This is a genomic window from Kitasatospora sp. NPDC041917, assembly GCF_055589745.1.
This window is the reverse complement of record NZ_JBVJBI010000018.1, coordinates 136,920-154,381: the sequence shown is the minus strand read 5'-3', so window position 1 is coordinate 154,381 and position 17,462 is coordinate 136,920. Positions and strand designations below refer to the sequence as shown.

The 17,462-nt window shown below is 74.6% G+C and carries 15 protein-coding genes and 1 pseudogene; 8 read left to right on the top strand and 8 right to left on the bottom strand.

Annotation, left to right across the window (positions count from 1 at the left end; genetic code table 11):
• Complete coding sequence (locus ACZ6EM_RS22965) at positions 1-828, bottom strand: phytanoyl-CoA dioxygenase family protein (RefSeq protein WP_380540512.1); 828 nt, start codon at positions 826-828, stop codon at positions 1-3.
• Positions 829-1,203: 375 nt separating this feature from the next.
• Between ACZ6EM_RS22965 and ACZ6EM_RS22960 the strand changes: the two genes are divergently transcribed.
• The 3 genes and pseudogenes from ACZ6EM_RS22960 to ACZ6EM_RS22950 form a co-directional block, all read left to right on the top strand.
• Complete coding sequence (locus tag ACZ6EM_RS22960; protein ID WP_359898516.1) at positions 1,204-1,866, top strand: TetR/AcrR family transcriptional regulator; 663 nt, start codon at positions 1,204-1,206, stop codon at positions 1,864-1,866.
• Between the two features lie 127 nt (positions 1,867-1,993).
• Complete coding sequence (locus ACZ6EM_RS22955; protein WP_359898515.1) at positions 1,994-2,188, top strand: DUF1918 domain-containing protein; 195 nt, start codon at positions 1,994-1,996, stop codon at positions 2,186-2,188.
• A gap of 44 nt (positions 2,189-2,232) precedes the next feature.
• Positions 2,233-2,670 (top strand): annotated as a pseudogene (locus ACZ6EM_RS22950) (DedA family protein); the annotation flags it as partial.
• Between the two features lie 284 nt (positions 2,671-2,954).
• On the opposite strand, the gene ACZ6EM_RS22945 reads toward ACZ6EM_RS22950, so the two are convergent.
• Complete coding sequence (locus ACZ6EM_RS22945; RefSeq protein WP_401053614.1) at positions 2,955-3,695, bottom strand: PIG-L deacetylase family protein; 741 nt, start codon at positions 3,693-3,695, stop codon at positions 2,955-2,957.
• 253 nt (positions 3,696-3,948) lie between these two features.
• On the opposite strand from ACZ6EM_RS22945, the gene ACZ6EM_RS22940 reads away from it, so the two are divergent.
• Positions 3,949-4,968 carry a zinc-binding dehydrogenase gene (locus ACZ6EM_RS22940; RefSeq protein ID WP_452180369.1) on the top strand — a complete coding sequence of 340 codons (1,020 nt, stop codon included), beginning with the start codon at positions 3,949-3,951 and terminating at the stop codon, positions 4,966-4,968.
• A 16-nt stretch (positions 4,969-4,984) separates the two neighbouring features.
• A complete protein-coding gene (locus ACZ6EM_RS22935; RefSeq protein ID WP_401056141.1) occupies positions 4,985-5,377 on the top strand; it encodes a MerR family transcriptional regulator in 393 nt (130 codons plus the stop codon).
• Between the two features lie 76 nt (positions 5,378-5,453).
• On the opposite strand, the gene ACZ6EM_RS22930 is transcribed toward ACZ6EM_RS22935, so the two are convergent.
• From ACZ6EM_RS22930 to ACZ6EM_RS22910, 5 genes are all read right to left on the bottom strand, one after another.
• Positions 5,454-6,659, bottom strand: coding sequence for an MFS transporter (locus ACZ6EM_RS22930; RefSeq protein ID WP_465773119.1), 1,206 nt, complete (start codon positions 6,657-6,659; stop codon positions 5,454-5,456).
• A 5-nt stretch (positions 6,660-6,664) separates the two neighbouring features.
• Entirely contained in the window at positions 6,665-7,237 is a 573-nt protein-coding gene (locus ACZ6EM_RS22925) for a GNAT family N-acetyltransferase (protein WP_401046939.1), read from the bottom strand.
• Complete coding sequence (locus ACZ6EM_RS22920) at positions 7,234-8,403, bottom strand: type III PLP-dependent enzyme (RefSeq protein WP_387688293.1); 1,170 nt, start codon at positions 8,401-8,403, stop codon at positions 7,234-7,236. Before ACZ6EM_RS22920 ends, ACZ6EM_RS22925 begins: the two co-directional genes overlap by 4 nt.
• A 180-nt stretch (positions 8,404-8,583) precedes the next feature.
• The gene (locus ACZ6EM_RS22915; protein ID WP_465773118.1) at positions 8,584-9,897 is read right to left on the bottom strand and encodes a DUF6271 family protein; all 1,314 of its coding nucleotides are present in this window, start codon (positions 9,895-9,897) and stop codon (positions 8,584-8,586) included.
• Complete coding sequence (locus ACZ6EM_RS22910) at positions 9,879-10,973, bottom strand: phytanoyl-CoA dioxygenase family protein (RefSeq protein WP_465773117.1); 1,095 nt, start codon at positions 10,971-10,973, stop codon at positions 9,879-9,881. The genes ACZ6EM_RS22915 and ACZ6EM_RS22910 overlap by 19 nt, the downstream gene beginning before the upstream one ends.
• A 432-nt stretch (positions 10,974-11,405) precedes the next feature.
• Between ACZ6EM_RS22910 and ACZ6EM_RS22905 the strand changes: the two genes are divergently transcribed.
• Entirely contained in the window at positions 11,406-13,361 is a 1,956-nt protein-coding gene (locus tag ACZ6EM_RS22905) for an FUSC family protein (RefSeq protein WP_465773116.1), read from the top strand.
• A gap of 91 nt (positions 13,362-13,452) precedes the next feature.
• Here the strand turns inward: ACZ6EM_RS22905 and ACZ6EM_RS22900 are convergent, their stop codons facing one another.
• Positions 13,453-14,856 carry an amidase gene (locus ACZ6EM_RS22900; protein ID WP_401046927.1) on the bottom strand — a complete coding sequence of 468 codons (1,404 nt, stop codon included), beginning with the start codon at positions 14,854-14,856 and terminating at the stop codon, positions 13,453-13,455.
• A gap of 308 nt (positions 14,857-15,164) precedes the next feature.
• Here ACZ6EM_RS22900 and ACZ6EM_RS22895 point away from each other — a divergent pair, with 308 nt between their 5' ends.
• Together ACZ6EM_RS22895 and ACZ6EM_RS22890 are read left to right on the top strand one after the other, a co-directional pair.
• Positions 15,165-16,514: a cytochrome P450 gene (locus ACZ6EM_RS22895; RefSeq protein ID WP_465773115.1), complete on the top strand. Its 1,350-nt coding sequence runs from the start codon at positions 15,165-15,167 to the stop codon at positions 16,512-16,514.
• Between the two features lie 140 nt (positions 16,515-16,654).
• Positions 16,655-17,380 carry a rhomboid-like protein gene (locus ACZ6EM_RS22890; RefSeq protein WP_380540550.1) on the top strand — a complete coding sequence of 242 codons (726 nt, stop codon included), beginning with the start codon at positions 16,655-16,657 and terminating at the stop codon, positions 17,378-17,380.
• The last annotated feature ends 82 nt before the right edge of the window (positions 17,381-17,462 follow it).

Below are 17,462 nucleotides of genomic sequence, written 5' to 3'. Positions count from 1 at the left end.
TCAGACGGTTCCGGTGTACTCGGTGCGGGCGTGTTCGCCGGCGGTGTACTCGGTGAAGTGCCGCTCGGCGAACAGCTCGGGCCACTGGCCGTCGGCCAGGTCCAGTTCGCGGGCCCGGGCGAGCATCTGCCGCCAATAGGGCTTCACCGGGCGCCAGCGCGCCCCCACCTGGCAGTAGGAGGCGTCGACGAAGTACCGGGGGTGGCCCGGCCCTTCGGGCGCCGGTCTGCGGGTGTGGAACAGCGCCGAGTTGAGCAGCACCGTCGAGCCGGGCGGCAGCCGGTCGAGGACCACCTCGCCGGGCAGTTCCGCGGTGCCGTGGTGGGCGAAGGCGGACTTGCCGACGGTGCGCAGGTGCGAGCCGGGCAGCACGGCCAGGCTGCCGACCCGCTCGTCCAGTCCGCCGAGGTAGTGCAGCGCGTGGACCATCAGCAGCGACGGGTCGGAGCGGTCGTTGGGCTCGCAGTCGTGGTGCCAGGCCTTGCCCGGGATCCCCGGGTCCTGGCGGTCGCTGTGCAGGTGGTGGAAGACGAAGTCCGGCCCGAGCAGGCGGGTCAGGGTGCGCAGCAGCGGTGGGTGGGTGAGGAGTTCGCCGTGGGCGGGCAGTTCCAGTTCCAGCAGCGGGGGCGGTCCGTGGCGTAAGGGGTCGGCGCACGCGGCGATCGACCGGGCCCGCAGGCCCTCGTCCACCCACCGGTCGACCTCGGGGGCGAGCCGTTCGCGCAGCGCTTCCGGCAGCAGGCCGGGCAGGACCAGGTATCCGGACTCCAGGAACTGGCGGCGGTGCTCGGTGTCGAGGGCCTCACGCCCTCCGGAGTGCAGCGTCACCGAACCGATCCCCTCCTTCCGTCGGGCGGGCACACACAGGGTCGTGACGCCACAGGACGTGGCGCGGGCAGTGGAGGCACACGGTGTCGTCCAGACCTCGGGTGGCGGCGGTGCGTCCGTCACAGGCGTCTCGGCCGCCACAGCTGAATCGCGATCACCACGAAGAGGCATGAGTTGATCACGCAAAGTAGTCCGCCCCAGGAGTATGAACCTGTCATCGCGTCCACGACAAGGCCTATACCAGCTCGTGGACACCTTCCCGCCACCGTGCCGTTCAGCTCCGGCCACCAGTCGGCTCCCGCCCCACGGGGAACTCCGGGCCGTTCGCGCCCCGGTGATTCGCCGCCGTCACGGCGGATGCGGCACAGTGAGGTCATGAGCGACAGGAGTCACCCCGCCCCCGGACCGGTCAGGCGCCGCCCGGTCCAGCAGCGCAGCCTGGAGCGGTACGGCCGCATCCTGGACGCCTGCGCCGGGCTGCTGGACGAGGTCGGGGCGACCGCGCTCACCACCAAGGAGGTCGCCCAGCGCGCCCAGGTGCCGATCGGCACCCTCTACCAGTTCTTCGCCGGCAAGGAGGACCTGCTGGCCGCGCTCGCCACCCGCAACCTCGACCACTACCTCCAGCGCCTGGACGCCCGGCTGGCCGCCGCCGCACCGGTCGGCCCCGCCCTCTTCACCGACCTGGCCGTGGAGGAGTTCGTGGCGATGAAGCGCGCGGTGCCGGGCTTCGGCCAGCTGGACTTCGGCCTGGCGGGCCCGGCCGTCCCCACCGGCGTCCAGGACGACCTGCACCTGCTGGACGCGGGCGTGGACAACAACACCGCCGTCGCGCTGCGGCTCCAGGCGCTCGGCGGCGAACTGTTCCGGGCGGGCGACCCGTCGGCCACCACGCTGGCCCTGCGGGTGGCCCTGGAGGCCGCCGACGCGGTGCTCAAGCTGGCCTTCCGGGAGGCGCCCGACGGCGATCCGGCGCTGATCGCCGAGTGCAAGCGGCTGGTCCGCGGCTACCTCGCGCAACAGTCCTCCGCCCGCTGACGCCGAACCCCGCGCCCCGCGCGCGCCCCGTCCGCCCGAGGCGTTGCGCGCCCGCCGCACCCGCAGCACAGTGGATAGCGGGAACGGCCGTGGAGGCGGCCGGGCACACGACCCGAGGGAGCAGACCATGCAGGCAGCGGTAGGTGACCAGCTCCACATCCACAGCAGGTCGGTGGGCATGGTGGACCAGAAGGGCGAGATCGTCGAGGTGCGCGGCACCGACGGACAGCCGCCGTACATGGTCCGGTTCGAGGACGGCCACGAAGGTCTGATCTACCCGGGCCCCGACTGCAACATCGAGCGTCGCGAGGCGAACCTCTGACCGACACCCCCGTCACCCCGCCCCGCGCGAGGTGGTGAGGAGCGGTGTCCGCTCCCACGACCCCGCTGCCCGGGGCACTCGCCGGGCTCGCGCCACTGCTGGACCACTACGGGTACCTCGCGGTGGCGCTGCTCGTGCTGCTCGACAACTGCGGGATCCCGGTGCCCGGGCAGACCGTGCTGGTGCTGGCCTCCGTGTACGCCGGCGCCGGGCACCTCGACTTCGCCGCCGTCCTGCTGGTCGCGGCCGGCGCCGCCGCCCTCGGCAACAGCCTCGGGTACCTGATCGGCCGCACCGGCGGGCGCGCCTTCGTCCACCGCTGGGGCCGCTACGTGCTGCTCACCCCGGCCCGGATGGACCGCGCCGAGGACTTCTTCGCCCGGCACGGCGGCAAGGTGGTCACGGTCGCCCGCTTCGTGGACGGGCTGCGCCAGTACAACGGGATCATCGCCGGGACCACGGAGATGCCCTGGCGCCGGTTCCTGCCGTTCAACCTGCTGGGCGCGGTGCTGTGGACGGCGGTCTGGGGCACCTTCGGCTACCTCGCCGGGGCCAACATCGGCGCGGTGTACCGCACGGCGCTGCACTACCAGGTCTGGTTCGCGGTCGGGCTGGGCGTACTGGTCGCCGCCGTCCTGCTCCGGCAGGTGCTGCGCCACCGGCGCCGGCGCCGCACGGGCGCCGGCACGGGCACGGGCACAGGAAGGAGCAGGCACCGACACCGACACCGACACCGGCACCGGCACCGGGCCCGAGTAGCCGCGGGTCAGCGCAGCGGGAACACCTCGAACGGCACCGCGAAGCGCGTCCCCAGCCGGCTGCCCGCGCCCCGGCCGAAGCCCTCCAGGAACTCCCGCGGCTCCGCCATCGCCCCGCCCAGCCCGGCCAGGTACGCCTTGTGCTCCTCCAGCGAGGCGACGCCCCGGTCGAAGTGCGCGGTGGTGTCCACCGCGTGCCCGGCCTCCGGCGAGGCCACCGCCCAGATCTGCCGCACGCCGTTCCACGGCTCGTGGCCCTCGGCCAGCAGCTCGCGGAACACCCAGCGGTTCCCGGCGTCCCGGACCCCGTCCAGAGTGGCCCGGCCGACCGCGATGTGGTCCGCCTGGTTGAGGAACTGCCCGCCGTAGGTGTCCCGGAAGTTGCTGGTGATCACGATGTCCGGCCGGTGCCTGCGCACCACCCGGGCGATGTCCCGGCGCAGCGGCAGCCCGTACTCCACGACCCCGTCCGGGTGTCCGAGGAACTCGACGGTGTCGACGCCGACCACGCGCGCCGAGGCGATCTGCTCGGCCTCGCGCAGCGGGCCGCACTCGGCCGGGTCCAGCGAGTCGATGCCCGCCTCGCCGCTGGTGACCATCGCATAGACGACCTTCTTGCCCTGCGAGGTCCAGCGGGCGACGGCCGCGGCCCCGCCGTACTCCATGTCGTCGGGGTGGGCGACGATCGCCAGCGCGGTCCGCCAGTCCTCGTCGACGGGCTCGAAGGGCTCGGGGGCCTGCTCGGTCATGCTGCTCGTTCCTCTCGGTGCGGCTCGCGGTCGTACGGACGCACCACAGTCGCACGCCCGTACCACCCGCGACTCTAGAAGACCCGCTTCCCCCACGCCCCGTCAGACACCCACGCCCCGTCAGACACCGCCGCCCCGTCAGACACCGCCGCCCCCGGTCGGCTTGCCCCTGACGCAGGCGTCAGGGGTTAGCGTCCGGGCGTCCCGCGGCGGCACCGGCCCGCCGCCCCCTCCTGCTCCGAGGAGCGCCACCATGGCCCTGCCCACCACCGCCCGCGTCGTCCGGCTGACCGCCGCTCCGGCCGGGCTGCCGGCCCCCGGGGACTTCACCGTCACGGAGGAGCCGCTGGCGGCGCCGGGCCCCGGGGACGTGCTCGTCCGCAACCGGGCCTTCCTGGTCTTCCCCGGCCTGCGCACGCTGATCGGCGGCGCGGGCTCCGGCCTGCCGATGCCGCACATCGCCGTGGGGGACGCGCTGTTCGGACCGGCCCTCGGTGAGGTGCTGGCCGCACCGCAGGACGGGCCGCTGCGCCCGGGCGACCTGGTCACCCATCTGCACGGCTGGCGGGACCACGCGCTCGCGCAGGCCGCGCAGTTCACCCCCGTCCCGTCGGACTTCCCGGACCCGCTCGCCCTGGTCTCCGCCGCCTCGGCCGGCTACGGCGGGCTGACCCGCTCCGCCGGGGTGCGCCCGGGCGACGTGGTGCTGGTGACCGGTGCGGCCGGCGCGGTCGGCACGGTGGCCGGGCAGGTCGCCCGGCTGCTCGGCGCCGCCCGGGTGGTCGGCACCACCCGCTCGCCCGCCAAGGCGAAGCGGCTGACCGACGAACTCGGCTACGACGCGGTGCTGGTGCCCGGCGGGCGGCCGTTCGCCGAGCAGCTGGCCGGGGCCGCGCCGGACGGCGTCGACGTCGTACTGGACCTGGTCGGCGGCGAGCAGCTCACCGCCGCCGTGGACGCGGCCCGGCGCGGCGCCCGGTTCGCCCTGGTCGGCTCGCTGGCCGGCCAGCTCGCTCCGGAGCGTCCGGGCGGCGACGGCCCGGTGGTGATCGACGGCTTCCGGGCCGTCACCCTCGGCCTGACCCTGCGCGGTTTCACCGTGCTCGACCACCCGGACCTGGAGGCCGAGTGGCGGGAGCGCCTGGCCGGCTGGCTGCGCGCCGGAGAGATCACCTTCCCCCGGACCTCGGTGGCGGGCATCTCCCGGGCCGCCGCGGCGTTGACCGGACTGTTCACCGGGGACACCTTCGGGACGACCGTCGTGGAACTCTGACGACCAGGGAGCGGGCATGCGGATCGGGGACGCGGCGGCAGCGGCGGGCACCACACCCAGGGCACTGCGCTTCTACGAACAGCGCGGCCTCCTCCCCCCGCCCGCCCGCTCCGCCTCCGGACAGCGCGAGTACGGACCGGCCGAGGTCGCCCGGGTCCGGGTGATCCGCCGACTCCTCGCCGTGGGGCTGACGGTGGACGACCTGGCCAGCCGCGCCCACCGCCTCGACCTGCTCGCCCAGGACCCGCCGGTCCGCTGCTCCGAGTCCCCCGGCCCCGACACCTTCGCCCCCGTCGTGAGCGCCAGGCTGGCCACCCTGGACGCGGAGATCGCCCGCCTCACCGCGCTGCGCGCCCGGCTCGCCCACCACGTCGCCACCGGCGGTGCGGACGTCGCGGCCGGGCGCTGACCGGGCCCGGGACCGGAACCCGCCCGGGACCTCGCGACGGGGGTGCGCGAGGTCCCGGGCGGGCGTGCGGGAGGGGTCAGCTCGGGTCGGCGGCGAGCAGAGGGTCGGCGGGGGCGGCGGAGGTGCCCTGGCCGGGCCAGCGGATCCGGGTGGCGCAGAGGGAGACGACGGCCGCCGAGGCGGCGACGGCGGCCATGCCCCAGAGCAGGCTGGTGGCACCGGCGATGAAACCGATCACGGCGGGGCCGGCCAGCAGGCCGGTGGTGCCCATGGCGGCGACCAGCGAGAGGGCGTCGGCGCCCTGCCGGGCGGCGGCGACGTAGACGCACGGGGTCACCGCGGCCACGCCGAGGCCGACGCAGGCGAAGCCGAGCAGGGTCGGGACCACGCCGCCGACCGCCAGGGCCAGGGCGAGTCCGAGGCCGGCCAGCAGGCTGCCGGTGCGCACGATCCGGCCGTCGCCGAAGCGGGTGCGCCAGCCGTCCGCGAAGATCCGGGCGCAGACCATCATCACCGAGACCACCGCGATGCCCATCGGGGCGAGCCCGGCGCCGGCGTGCACGTGGTCCTTGAGGTAGAGCGCCGACCAGTCGTTCATGGCGCCCTCGGTGACGGTGCCGAAGACCATCGCCAGGCCCATCCAGAGGGTCGCGACGGTCGGCAGCACGAAGCCGCGGCGCCGCTTCCTCTCCTCCGGTTCGGCGGCTTCGGCCGGCCGGTCCGCCAGCAGCCCCGGCCGGGCCGCCACGACCAGCACCGCGAGCAGCGCGGCGGCCACCCCGAAGTGCACCGCCAGGGTGCCGGTGACGGAGGTGACGCCCGAGGCCAGCAGGGCGGCGAGCAGCGAACCGGCGCTGAAGGTGGCGTGCAGCCGGGACATCGTGGCCCGCTCGAAGCGGGCCTCCAGCGCGGCGCCCTGGGCGTTCATCGCGACGTTCAGGCAGCCGACCGCGACGCCGTCGAAGAACAGCACCAGCAGCGTCACGGGGTAGTTCGGCACCACCGACAGGGCGAGCAGGATCACGCCGAGGGCGAGCGCGGACAGCACCGAGAGCAGGCGGGAGCCGAGCCGCCGGGTCAGCACCGCGACCAGGGGGAAGGACACCGCCGCGCCGATTCCGCAGGTCATCAGCAGCAGGCCGATCTGGGCCTCGCCCAGATCGAGCCGGGCCTTGAGCGCGGGCACCCGGGAGACCCAGGTCGCGTACTGGAATCCGAGGACGAAGAACAGGGCGCCGATGGCCACTTGGGACCGGCGGAAGTCGTCGCGAACGGGGGACATCGGTATCAGCCCACTTCGGCTCTGGAGTACGGCCCGCGGATCGCGGTGGAGTGCGGCAGCGGCCGGACCGGGACGGCGTCCAGCGGCATCGCCATGTAGACCGCCCGGGTGCCGTAGCTCTCGGGCAGGTCGATCTCGGGCCGGGCGCGGTAGCCCAGCGGAGTCCACAGCACGTGCGAACCGCGGACGGCGACCAGCGAGGCGCTCCGGTAGCCGGCCGTCCGGGCGGTGTGCTCCAGGTGCCGCAGCAGCCGCAGGGACAGGCCCCGGCCGCGCAGGTCCTCGGAGATCACCAGGTCGTGGGCGTGCATGTTGGTCGGCCGCTCGCCCGCATCGGCCCCGTCCTCGCCGCGGCCGAGGTCCGGGCAGCGGAACAGCGGGTACGGCAGGGCGAGCAGGTAGCCGCCGAGGCCGCCCGGGTGCTCCAGCACGAAGCAGGTGTCCGGCGAGGCCCGGTGCCGGGAGCGCAGCGCCTCGCGGCCCTCGGACAGGCCGCTGGCGGCGTAGGCGCGTTCTTCCAGCGCGACCACCTCGTCCCAGTCCTCCTCCCGGAGCAGCCGGATGTGGTACTCGCTCATCTCTCTCCTCCGTCGCGGCGCCCGCCGATGCAGCTGTACGGCAGCGGCGCGAAGCCGTTGAACCCCTGGGTGGCGTAGGCGGTGGCGTACGCGCCGCAGGAGTGGATCCAGACCGGTTCGCCGGAGCCGATCGCGCGCGGGACGCGCACCAGGCCGCCCTCCTGGGCGTACGCGTCGTCGCTGTCGCAGGTCGGGCCGGCCACCACGGCGTTGACGAACTGCCCGCCCGGGTGGGTGGGGAACTCCAGCCGGTACTGGAGCTGGTCCATCTCGTACAGGCCGTTGAACTTGCCGCAGCTGAGGTAGAGCCAGTCCTCCCGGGTGCCGTCGGGGCGGTGGCGGGAGGTGAGCCGGGAGACGTGGGCGCGGATCGCGCCGTGGTCGGCGACCAGGTGCCGCCCGGGCTCCAGCAGGAACTCCAGCGGCGCGGCGTTGACGGCGCTCAGCCGCTCCATGCCCTCGCGGATCACCGCGAACATCTTGTCCAGCGGCGGGTCGAGCGGGCGTCCGCCGCGGTCGAGGACGCCGAGGGCGGGCAGGCCGCCGCCGAGGTTGATCCGGGTCGGGGTGATGCCGCGCCAGTTGAGCGCCTCCAGTACGGCGGCCAGCGACTCGACGGCGGCGCTCCAGGCCTCGGCGGTCATCTGCTGGGAGCCGACGTGCACCGACAGTCCGGACGGCACGAGCCCGGCGGTGCGGGCGGCGTCGAGCACCCGCACGGCGTCCTCGGGCGAGCAGCCGAACTTGTGGCTCAGGCCCCACAGCGCGCCCTCGCCGGTGGTCGCGATGCGGCAGAACACCCGTGCGCCGGGGGCGTGTTCGGCGATCGCCGCGACGTCCTCCAGGCTGTCGGTGGCGAAGTCCCGCACGCCCAGCCGGTGGGCCTCGGCGATGTTGCGGTCGGACTTGACGGTGTTGCCGTAGTGGATCAGTTCGGGCGGCACGCCGGTGCGCAGCGCCTGGGCGATCTCCTGCGGGCTCGCCGCGTCGAAGCCCGAGCCGAGGGCGGCGAGGTGGTCCAGCACCTCGTCCACCGGGCAGGCCTTCATCGCGAAGCGGACGGCCACGCCGGGCAGTTCGGCGCAGAGCGCGGCGTACTGGCGGCCGATGCCGTCGAGGTCGTAGATGATCCGGTCGTCGGTGGCGGCGGCGAGTGCGGCGCGCAGCGCGGTGCGGTCGTGCTCGTCGGCGCGGCGCGTCTCGGTGTGCACCGCGGAGACGGCCGGGGCGCGGTGGGCGGGCGGGTGGGCGGCGCTGTGGCCGCCGGCGCGGCCGGTGGCAAGGCTGGTGGCGTGGCCGGTGGCATGGCTGGTGGTCTGGCGTATCACGTGGAGTTCCCCGTCCGGCTAGCGTGGCCGCCGGTCGACGGGGGTGGCCCTGCTCGCCCGCACCAGCGGGCCCCACGCGTCGATCAGCGCTGCGAAGTCCTCGATGTCCGTCTGCGCCTCGTCGAGCAGGCGTGCCCGCAGGGGCGCCAGGTGGTCCGCGAACTCGGCGTACTTTCCGCCGAGGCGTCGGTAGCAGCGGTCGAGTTCGGCGAGCCTGCGGTGATTCTCCGCGCGGTCCGTCGCGGCGCTGCGACGGGCGGATTCGGCGATCGGTTCGGGGCGGACGCGGTGCTGTTCGTCCAGCAGGGCACCGCCGGCCGCCTCCATCTCGGAGTAGACCGGGTAGAGGTAGAGCATGGAGAGCAGGAACTTGGCGTAGCGCAGCTGGTAGGCGGTGAAGCCGGGGCCGGTGCGCCGTTCCGGGGTGTGGTAGTTGACGATGTGGCGGTTGTGGGTGACGCCCGGCAGGGTCGCGTCGCGCACCAGGTGGTGCAGGAAGTAGTCGCTGCCGATGGTGTCGGTGGCGGGCGGCAGCGGCACCCGTTCGTACACCTCGTGGTGGAGGCCGATGTTGCACATGTCGATGTGCCAGATGTCGGGCAGGTCGAGCACCGCGCGGTCGGCGGTGAAGGGCTCGGTGCCGCCTCCGGTGAAGGACTCGGCGACGAGTTCGCGCTTCTCCTCCTCGCTCGCGCCGGTGGGTGCCCAGAGCGCGACCACGTCGTGGTGGACCTCGGGGTCGAGTTCACGGATCTCGCCGACGTCGACGGAGAGTTCACCGACGAAGGAGGCGCCGACCAGTGCGACCGGCTTGTCCGCGTGCGCCGCGTCGAGGGTGTTCTCGGTGACGATGGCGGCCGCGTCGGCGGCCTTCAGCCCGAGCGTGGCCAGCTCGTGTTCGATCGGGAACACCGGTTCGCCGTCGAGCAGTTGGTAGCGGCTGTCGGAGTCCCGGCGGTGCACCGACGCGCAGCCGAGGGCGGCGGCCAGCAGGAACGCCCGGTTGGTGCAGGCGCCGTAGGAGACGGCGTCGGGCAGCATCAGGCGCAGCAGCCGGTCCGGGTCGGCCGCGCCGGAGCGGTCGATCACCTCGCGCAGGAAGGCCCGCTGGGCGTCCTCGTCCAGGTGGTGGACGACCACGCCGTCGACGGCCGGCAGGCCGGCGAGGGCCCCGGCGTGCCGGGCACGGTCCGCGGGCTCGGCGGAGTCCAGCACCAGCAGGTGCACCCGGACGCCGAACCGCCGTACGGCGTGGGCGGCTTCGGCGCCGATCGCGGTGACGGTGTCCGCGCACGCGCGGTTGGTGGGCAGAGTCAGGCAGACGTCGCGCATTCCCGCTCCCCCGTGTCCCCGCATTCGTCGAACGGCTTGCCGCTCCATGACCGCAGGCCGAGCAACTTCTCCCCCAGCTCGTTGAGTTCGGCGGTTCCGTAGCGCTGCGCCTCGGGCCGGTCGGCGTCGCCGACCAGCGTGCGGTTCCAGTCCGGCGTGCCGAGCGTGCGCCAGGACTCCACCCGGGAGCGGCGCAGCTTCTCGGACTCCTCCAGCGCGGGCATCATCGACAGGTACTGCACCGCGCGCACACCGCCCGCGGAGGTGTTGGGCGCCACCCCGTGGGCGAGCAGGCCGTTCCAGATCAGCAGGTCACCGGCCTCCAACTCGGGCCGTACGACCGGGAACTCGGCGCGGTCGACGTCCGGGCGGATCGGGTCGCGGTCGGCCGGCTGGGCGGCCCGCCACTCGTCGAAGCGGCGGAACAGCTCCGGGTCGCACTGGAAGCCGCCGTGGTCGGGGGCGGTGTCGTTGAGCGCGATGATGCCCTGGACGCGCTGCGGCAGCATGTCCCGGGTGGTGTCGACGTCCCAGTGCAGCTCGATGTCGAAGCCGCGGTCGGTGGGCTCGATCAGCGCGCGGTCGCGGTTGCGGACGTTCGGCGGGTTGAGGTTGAGCCGGTCGAGGGTGACCCAGAGCTCCTCGCAGTCCCACACGTCCACGAAGGCGTCGTAGACGCGCTGCGACTGGCGGCTGTCCCAGATGAGCTGGTGGTGGTAGGCCTCGACGAAGCCGTAGACGTGCAGGTGCCGGTCGAGTTCGTCGCGGTACTCGCGCTCGCGGTACCAGTCCTCGGGGCGGTCCGGCGACAGGCCCTGGAACTCCCAGGCGAAGTCGAGCAGTCGGCGCGCGGCCCCGGCCGGGATCGCCTGCTTCACCACCACGTAGCCGTAGGTCCGCCAGAACGCGTGGTCCTCCTCCGAGAGCACCCGCAGCGGGTGCTTCTTGCGGATCTCGCGCAGCGCGGTCGGGGCGAGGTAGCTCTCGGTGTCGGCACTGAAGTAGGGGCGCTGCGAGGCGGCCCGGTACAGGTATTCCCCGTCGGGTCCGTCGGGGTGTTCGGCAGGGCTCGGCATGGGCAGTCACTCCATGGTTCGTAGTCGACGCAGCGCTTCCTCGCGGGCTCGATGCGGGCACGGCGAGTCGACGGCCGGCCACCGGCCGCAACAGGAATTCGAGTCCGACCCGGAGGGCCGTCCGTATACGGTCCTTCTCGCCTCGGCCCACGGGCGCGGAACAGCGCCACGTCAGGGGGCCAACTCTCCCGCCCGGCAAGGCACCTCACCCCGCATCAGCCTTTGCCGAACCGCGCTCCCCATACGTTGGACTAGACCAACTAATGGTGTCAACCCTTTCCTGCGGGTTACCGATTGGGAAATCAACGCAGCTCACGACGCCTCTCGGGGTTCGCTTTATGTTTCGGAGACTGACATAAGAGCGGGTATGTTTCTGGAATTGACATATTCGCGCGCACGGTGAACCGGTCGGGCCGGCCGTACGTTGGGCTCATGGCACCCGCGCTGACGGCTCCCCCGTGGCTGACCGAGGGTCTGCGGCCCCGGGCCGCGCCCGTCCCCTGGGCCGCGGTCGCCCGCGCGTCCGTCGCCCTCGCCGCCCCGCTCGCGGTGGGCACCGCCACCGGACGGCCCGCCTACGGAGCGCTGGTGTCGATGGGCGCGCTGTCCGGAGTCATCGGGGACACCGCCGACGCGTACCGGATGCGGGTCTACAACATCGCCGCGCCCCAGCTGTTCGGCGCCCTGGGGATGCTGCTCGGCACCCTGGTCTTCGGCGCCGGCTGGACGGCCGTCGCGACGGTGACCGTCGTCGCGCTGGTCTCCGGCATGATCTCCTCGATCGGCGCCGTCGCCTCCGTCTCCGGACTGCTCCTGCTGCTCAACGCGGTCGTCGGGGCCGGGCTGCCACTGCCCTCCCCCTGGTGGCTGCCGCCCGCCCTGCTGCTGCTCGGCGGCCTGGTGGTGCTCGCCCTGACCCTGCTCGCCTGGCCACTGCGCGTGGGCGTCCCCGAACGGGCGGTGGTGGCCGGCACCTACCGGGCGGTCGCCGACCTGTTGGAGGCCGCCGGCACTCCGGAGTACGACGGACGCCGCCGCGAACTCACCCGGTCGCTCAACCAGTCCTACGACCTGCTGCTCGCCCGCCGGGCCCGCCGGCACGGCCGCTCACCCACCCTGGTGCGGCTGCTCGCCCAGCTCAACGCGGTGATCCCGGTGGTCGAGGCGGCCTCCGCGGCCCAGCTGCGCCCGCCCGAGTTCGGCCCGCTGGCCGCCGGCTACCCGGCCGCCGTGCGCGCGCTGGCCGACGCCGTCGAGCAGAACCGCACCGGCCCGCCCCCGCCGCTCGGCCTGCCGGTCCCGGCCGGCCCGTCCACCCGCGCGCTGGTCCAGGCGATCGGGCACGCCGCCGTCGTCGTGCACGAGGCCGCACCCGACCCGTACGCCACCGGCGACCGGCTGGGCCGCCCCGCCGGGATCGAGGTCAGGGCCCGGCGGGCGACCAGGGCACTGCTGCTGTCCGGCGCGTCCTGGCGGTACGGGCTGCGGCTGGCACTGTGCATCGGGCTGGCACAGGTGCTGGTCTCGGTGATCGCGGTGCCCCGCTCGTACTGGGTGACGCTGACCGTGACCTTCGTGATGAAGCCCGACTTCGGCTCGGTGTTCTCCCGCGCGGTGCTGCGCGCGCTCGGCACCGCCGCCGGGCTGCTGATCGCCGTCCCGGTCCTGGCCGAGGTGCCGCACGGCTGGTGGGACGTCCCGGTGATGGCGGCACTGGCGGCCCTGATCCCGGCCCTGTCCGCCAAGGGGTACGCCTTCCAGACCGCGGCCATCACCCCGGTGATCCTGCTGCTCTCCGACCTGCTCAACCACCAGGGCTTCCACCTGGTGCCGCCCCGGCTCTACGACTCGCTGATCGGCTGCGGCATCGCGCTGCTGGTCGGCTACCTGCTGTGGCCGGACTCCTGGCACACCCGGATCGGCGACCGGCTCGCCGACGCCGTCCAGGACACCGCCTCGTACGTGTCGCTGGCCCTCGCCACCGCGCCCGGACGGGACGAACCGGCCCGCGCCCGCTACCGGCGCCGCCTCTACCGGGACCTGTCCACCGTGCGCAGCGAGTTCCAGCGGGCGCTCACCGAGCCGCCGCCGGTCGGCGCCCGGGCGGAGGCCTATTGGCCGGTGGTGATCGCGGTCGAGCGGATCGTGGACACCACCACCGCCACCCGGGTGCGGATCGAGCACGGCGCTCCGGTGCCGACCGCCGCCGAGGTCGCCACCGTCACCCGGGAGCTGACCGGCCTCGCCGAGGCGCTGCGCACCGGCGGGCCGCCGCCGGGGGCGGAGCCGGACGCGCTGGCACCGGACTGCGCGCTGGCCCGGCTCCACCACGAGGTGCGCGCCGCCCGGTCGGTGGTCGCGCCGATGCCCCGAACCCCCGCGCCCTGAGCGCGCGCGGCCGGTCCCGGACCCTCGGCGTTCGGTCCCCGACCCGCGGGTTCGGTCCCGGGTCCGCCGGGTGCGCCCCGCCCCGCCGGGTTCAGTCCTGGATCCGGCGCCAGGGCCGGTCCGCCTCCAGCGCGAAGGCCAGCTCCAGCAGCAGCCGCTCCTGCCCGTGCGCCGCCGACAGGTGCACCCCGACCGGGAGCCCGCCCGGCTCGGAGCCCGCCGGCAGCGCGATGCCCGGGCCGCCGGTCACGTTGTTGACCGGGGTGAAGGCGACGTAGCGCATCAGCCGGTCCATCAGCTCGTCGAAGTCCACGTTCGGGCTCAGGTACCCGATCGGCGGGGCGGTGTGGGCGAGCACCGGGGAGAGGATCACGTCGTGGTCGCGGAAGATCCGCGCGTACACGCCCTCGGCCCGGCGCAGCCGCCGCAGCACGCCGGGGGTCTGCGGGAACTCCGCCTGGAACCGGCGGCGCAGTCCGGTGGTCAGGCCGTCCAGCTTCCCGGCCCGGAAGCTCGGGTCGATCAGCAGCCGGCCGGTGGCGGCGATGGCCCAGGCGATGTAGCCCCAGTAGCTGACGAAGTCGCGGGAGAACTCCTCGCCGAAGGGCAGTGCGGTCGGCTCGACCAGGTGGCCCATCGCCTCCAGCCGGGCGGCGGTCTCCTCGACCACCTGCCGGGTCGGCCCGTCGGTCTTGGCGATCGGCGAGTCCACCACCAGGCCGATCCGCAGCCGCCGATCGCCCGGCCCCTCGACCAGGCCGAGCGGGGGCAGCCCGGGGTTGCCGCGGTGCCGCTCGGCGGCGGCGAAGAAGGCGGCGGTGTCGCGCACCGAGCGGGTCAGCACGCCGTCGGTGACCAGGTCGATCGGCAGTTTGCCGCTCTGGGCGTTGGTGACCAGTCGGCCCCGGGTGGGCTTGAGCCCGACCAGCCCGCAGCAGGCCGCTGGGATGCGGATCGAGCCGCCGCCGTCGTTGGCGTGCGCGATCGGCACCACGCCGGCGGCCACCAGGGCCGCCGCGCCGCCCGAGGACGCGCCGGGCGAGTGCGAGGGCTTCCAGGGGTTGCGCACCGGCTGGGCGGTGGCGAACTCGGTGGAGGCGTTGAGGCCGAACTCGGGCAGTCTGGTCTTGCCGAGGACGGCCAGGCCGGTGGAGAGGAACTGGTCGGTGAAGCGCGCGTTGCGGCGGGCCGGGCGGGCGCGGTAGGCCTCGCTGCCCATCGCGGTCGGCAGGCCGCGCAGGTCCACGTTGTCCTTGAGGTAGGTCGGTACGCCCCAGAGCGGACCGCCGATCCCCTCCCGGCTGATCCGCGGTTTGTCGTACGAAGCATGGGCGACGGGCAGCAGCGTGCCGTCCACCCGCGCGGCCCGGTCGGCGGCCGCGCCGACCAGTTCCCTCGGGTTGACCGCGCCGGCCCGGACCAGCGCGGCGAGCGCCACCGCGTCGTGGGCGCCCAGGGCGTCGTCGGCGAACGCGTGGACCCGCTCGTCGGTCATCCGAACTCCCCACTCCCTGCCGGACGTTCCACCGTCCGGCGATCGCACCGGTTGGTCGTACCTGCCCGGCTCTACTGACCGGTAATCTCGCAGGGCTTCGAGTGTAGGCACGACCGGCGGCCGTCGCCCGACCGGGGTCGACACCGACGGGTAAACGCTCCCTCAAATCTTCGAGGGCGCACGACCGTTCGGCTCGCGCCCCCGCGTTCACCCCGTCCGCCCGTCCACGATCGTTTCGCCGCACGCCGCCGGGAAAGATCACGTTCGCGATTCGTCCCGGTCCTCCCGCCCCAACCAAGGTGACGCCCGTGCCGACCCCCTTCTTCCCGACCACCCGGTTCACCGCGGCCACCGCCCCCGGCGGCCTCCCGCTGCTCGGCCACGCCCCCGCCCTCCTCCACCACCCGCACGAGTTCGTCGCCGGCCTGCCCGCCCACGGCGACCTCGTCCGGCTGCGGCTCGGCCCGCTCCACGCGTACGTGGTCTGCCACCCCGAGCTGGTCCGCCGGCTGCTCGCCGACGACCGCACCTTCGACAAGGGCGGGCCCCTCCTCGACAAGGCCCGGGAGGTCCTCGGCAACGGCCTCGCGACCTGCCCCGCCGCCGCCCACCGGCGCCAGCGCCGCATGCTGCAGCCCGCGTTCCACCGCGACCGGCTGCCCGGCTACGCCGCGCTGATGGCCGAGGAGATCGGCGGCGCCACCGCCCGCTGGCGCGACGGCGACGTGATCGACGTCCCCACCGCGATGCACCGCCTCTCCACCGCCGTCACCGCCCGCTGCCTGTTCGCCGCGCACGAGCGGGCCGGCACCCTGCCGGTGCGCCGGTCCATGGACGCCGTCACCCGCGGCGTCGGCCGTCGGGTGATGCTGCCGCTGCCCGGCGCCGACCGCCTCCCCACCCCCGGCAACCGCCGCTTCCGCCGCGCCCGGCAGGACCTGCGGGAGATCACCCGGCGGCTGATCGCCGACCACCGCGCCACCGGCACCGACCGGCACGACCTGCTCTCCACGCTGCTCGACGCCACGGACGAGGACGGCCGGGGCCTGACCGACGCCGAGGTCCACGAGCAGGTGGTCACCTTCCTGCTGGCCGGCACGGAGACCACCGCCGCCACCCTCTCCTGGGCCTGGACGCTGCTCGCCGCCAACCCGGCCGTCCGGATGCGGCTGCACGCCGAACTCGACACCGTCCTGGACGGCCGGCCCGCCCGCCACGAGGACCTGCCCGCCCTGCCGCTCACCGCCCGGATCGTCAGCGAGACCCTGCGGCTCTACCCGCCGCCCTGGATCCTCAGCCGCACCGCCACCGCCGACACCGAGCTCGGCGGCCACCGCGTCCCGGCCGGCGCCACCCTGCTCTACAGCCCCTACCTGCTGCACCGCCGGGCCGACCTCTTCCCCCGCCCCGACCGCTTCGACCCCGACCGCTGGCTCACCACCGCCCGCCCCGCACCCGGCACCTACGCGCCCTTCGGCCTCGGCGCCCGTCGCTGCATCGGCGACGTCTTCGGCACCACCGAGGCCGTCCTCGCCATCGCCACCATCGCCGCCCGCTGGACCATCGCCCCCACCCCCGGCCGGCCCGTCCGCCCCACCCGCGGCTCCTCCCTCACGCCCCGGCCCTTCACCGCGACACTCACCCGCCGGGTCCGCTGACCGGACGGCGACCGGGCTCCGACGCCGTCCGCGCCGGGTCCGCCGACCGGATCCCGACCCGGCTTCGGTACTGTCCCGGCGTGGCCGGCCGCACGGGCGCCGGCCGGAACCACTCCGCTCGACCGGGACGCCACCAGACCATGAACGCTCGAACCCCCTCGGGGCTCCTGACCGGGCTGCTGCGCGCCGCCCGGACGTACCCGCGCCGCTCGCCACTGACCTTCGGCTACGTCGTCCTGCTCCTGCTCGGGCACGTCTGGGTCGAGAACCTGCTCGCCGCGGACCGCGCGGACGCGCTGCGCGACCACATCAGCACCAACCTCGACAACCTGCACGACCACCCGGTCGGTGCCCTGCTCGGCAGCGCGCTGCTCTTCGACGGCACCCTCACCGAGATCCTCTCCACCGGCTTCGGCAGCACCCTGATCACCCTGGGCCTCGGCGTCTGCTGCTGCCTCGCCTGGACCGAGCGCCGCTTCGGCGGCCTGCGCGCCGCCGCCGTGTTCCTCGGCGGGCACATCGGCGCCACCCTGATCACCGCCGCGGTGATCCTGCTCGCCCTGCGCCACGGCTGGTACCCGGAGAGCGTCCGCGGGGCCTCGGACTACGGCATCAGCTACGGCGCCCAGACCGTCCTCGCCCTCGCCACCCTCGCCGTGCCCCGTTGGGCCCGGCTGCCCTGGGCCGCCTTCGTCGTCGCCTGGCCGCTCTCCGGCGGCGACTGGCCCGGCCCCCTCCCGGGCTTCACCACCGTCGGGCACCTCCTCGCCGCCGCCCTCGGCTTCGCCCTGGCCGCCGCCGTGGCCCTCGGCGCCTCGCGCCGCCGGCGTGCCGGGGCCGAGCGGCCGGCCGACGTCCACCCGTGACCGGCCCCCGGCTCTCCAGGGCCTCCCGGTTCCAGGGCCTGTCGGTTCCAGGGCCTGTCGGTTCCGGGGCCTGTCGGGGCGG

What these genes read in the sequence shown, in the direction of transcription:
- ACZ6EM_RS22960 (WP_359898516.1), top strand. Translation starts at nt 1,204, where the DNA reads ATGAGCGACAGGAGTCACCCCGCCCCCGGACCGGTCAGGCGCCGCCCG.
- ACZ6EM_RS22955 (WP_359898515.1), top strand. Translation starts at nt 1,994, where the DNA reads ATGCAGGCAGCGGTAGGTGACCAGCTCCACATCCACAGCAGGTCGGTG.
- ACZ6EM_RS22945 (WP_401053614.1), bottom strand. Translation starts at nt 3,695, where the DNA reads ATGACCGAGCAGGCCCCCGAGCCCTTCGAGCCCGTCGACGAGGACTGG.
- ACZ6EM_RS22940 (WP_452180369.1), top strand. Translation starts at nt 3,949, where the DNA reads ATGGCCCTGCCCACCACCGCCCGCGTCGTCCGGCTGACCGCCGCTCCG.
- ACZ6EM_RS22935 (WP_401056141.1), top strand. Translation starts at nt 4,985, where the DNA reads ATGCGGATCGGGGACGCGGCGGCAGCGGCGGGCACCACACCCAGGGCA.
- ACZ6EM_RS22930 (WP_465773119.1), bottom strand. Translation starts at nt 6,659, where the DNA reads ATGTCCCCCGTTCGCGACGACTTCCGCCGGTCCCAAGTGGCCATCGGC.
- ACZ6EM_RS22925 (WP_401046939.1), bottom strand. Translation starts at nt 7,237, where the DNA reads ATGAGCGAGTACCACATCCGGCTGCTCCGGGAGGAGGACTGGGACGAG.
- ACZ6EM_RS22915 (WP_465773118.1), bottom strand. Translation starts at nt 9,897, where the DNA reads ATGCGCGACGTCTGCCTGACTCTGCCCACCAACCGCGCGTGCGCGGAC.
- ACZ6EM_RS22910 (WP_465773117.1), bottom strand. Translation starts at nt 10,973, where the DNA reads ATGCCGAGCCCTGCCGAACACCCCGACGGACCCGACGGGGAATACCTG.
- ACZ6EM_RS22905 (WP_465773116.1), top strand. Translation starts at nt 11,406, where the DNA reads ATGGCACCCGCGCTGACGGCTCCCCCGTGGCTGACCGAGGGTCTGCGG.
- ACZ6EM_RS22900 (WP_401046927.1), bottom strand. Translation starts at nt 14,856, where the DNA reads ATGACCGACGAGCGGGTCCACGCGTTCGCCGACGACGCCCTGGGCGCC.
- ACZ6EM_RS22890 (WP_380540550.1), top strand. Translation starts at nt 16,655, where the DNA reads ATGAACGCTCGAACCCCCTCGGGGCTCCTGACCGGGCTGCTGCGCGCC.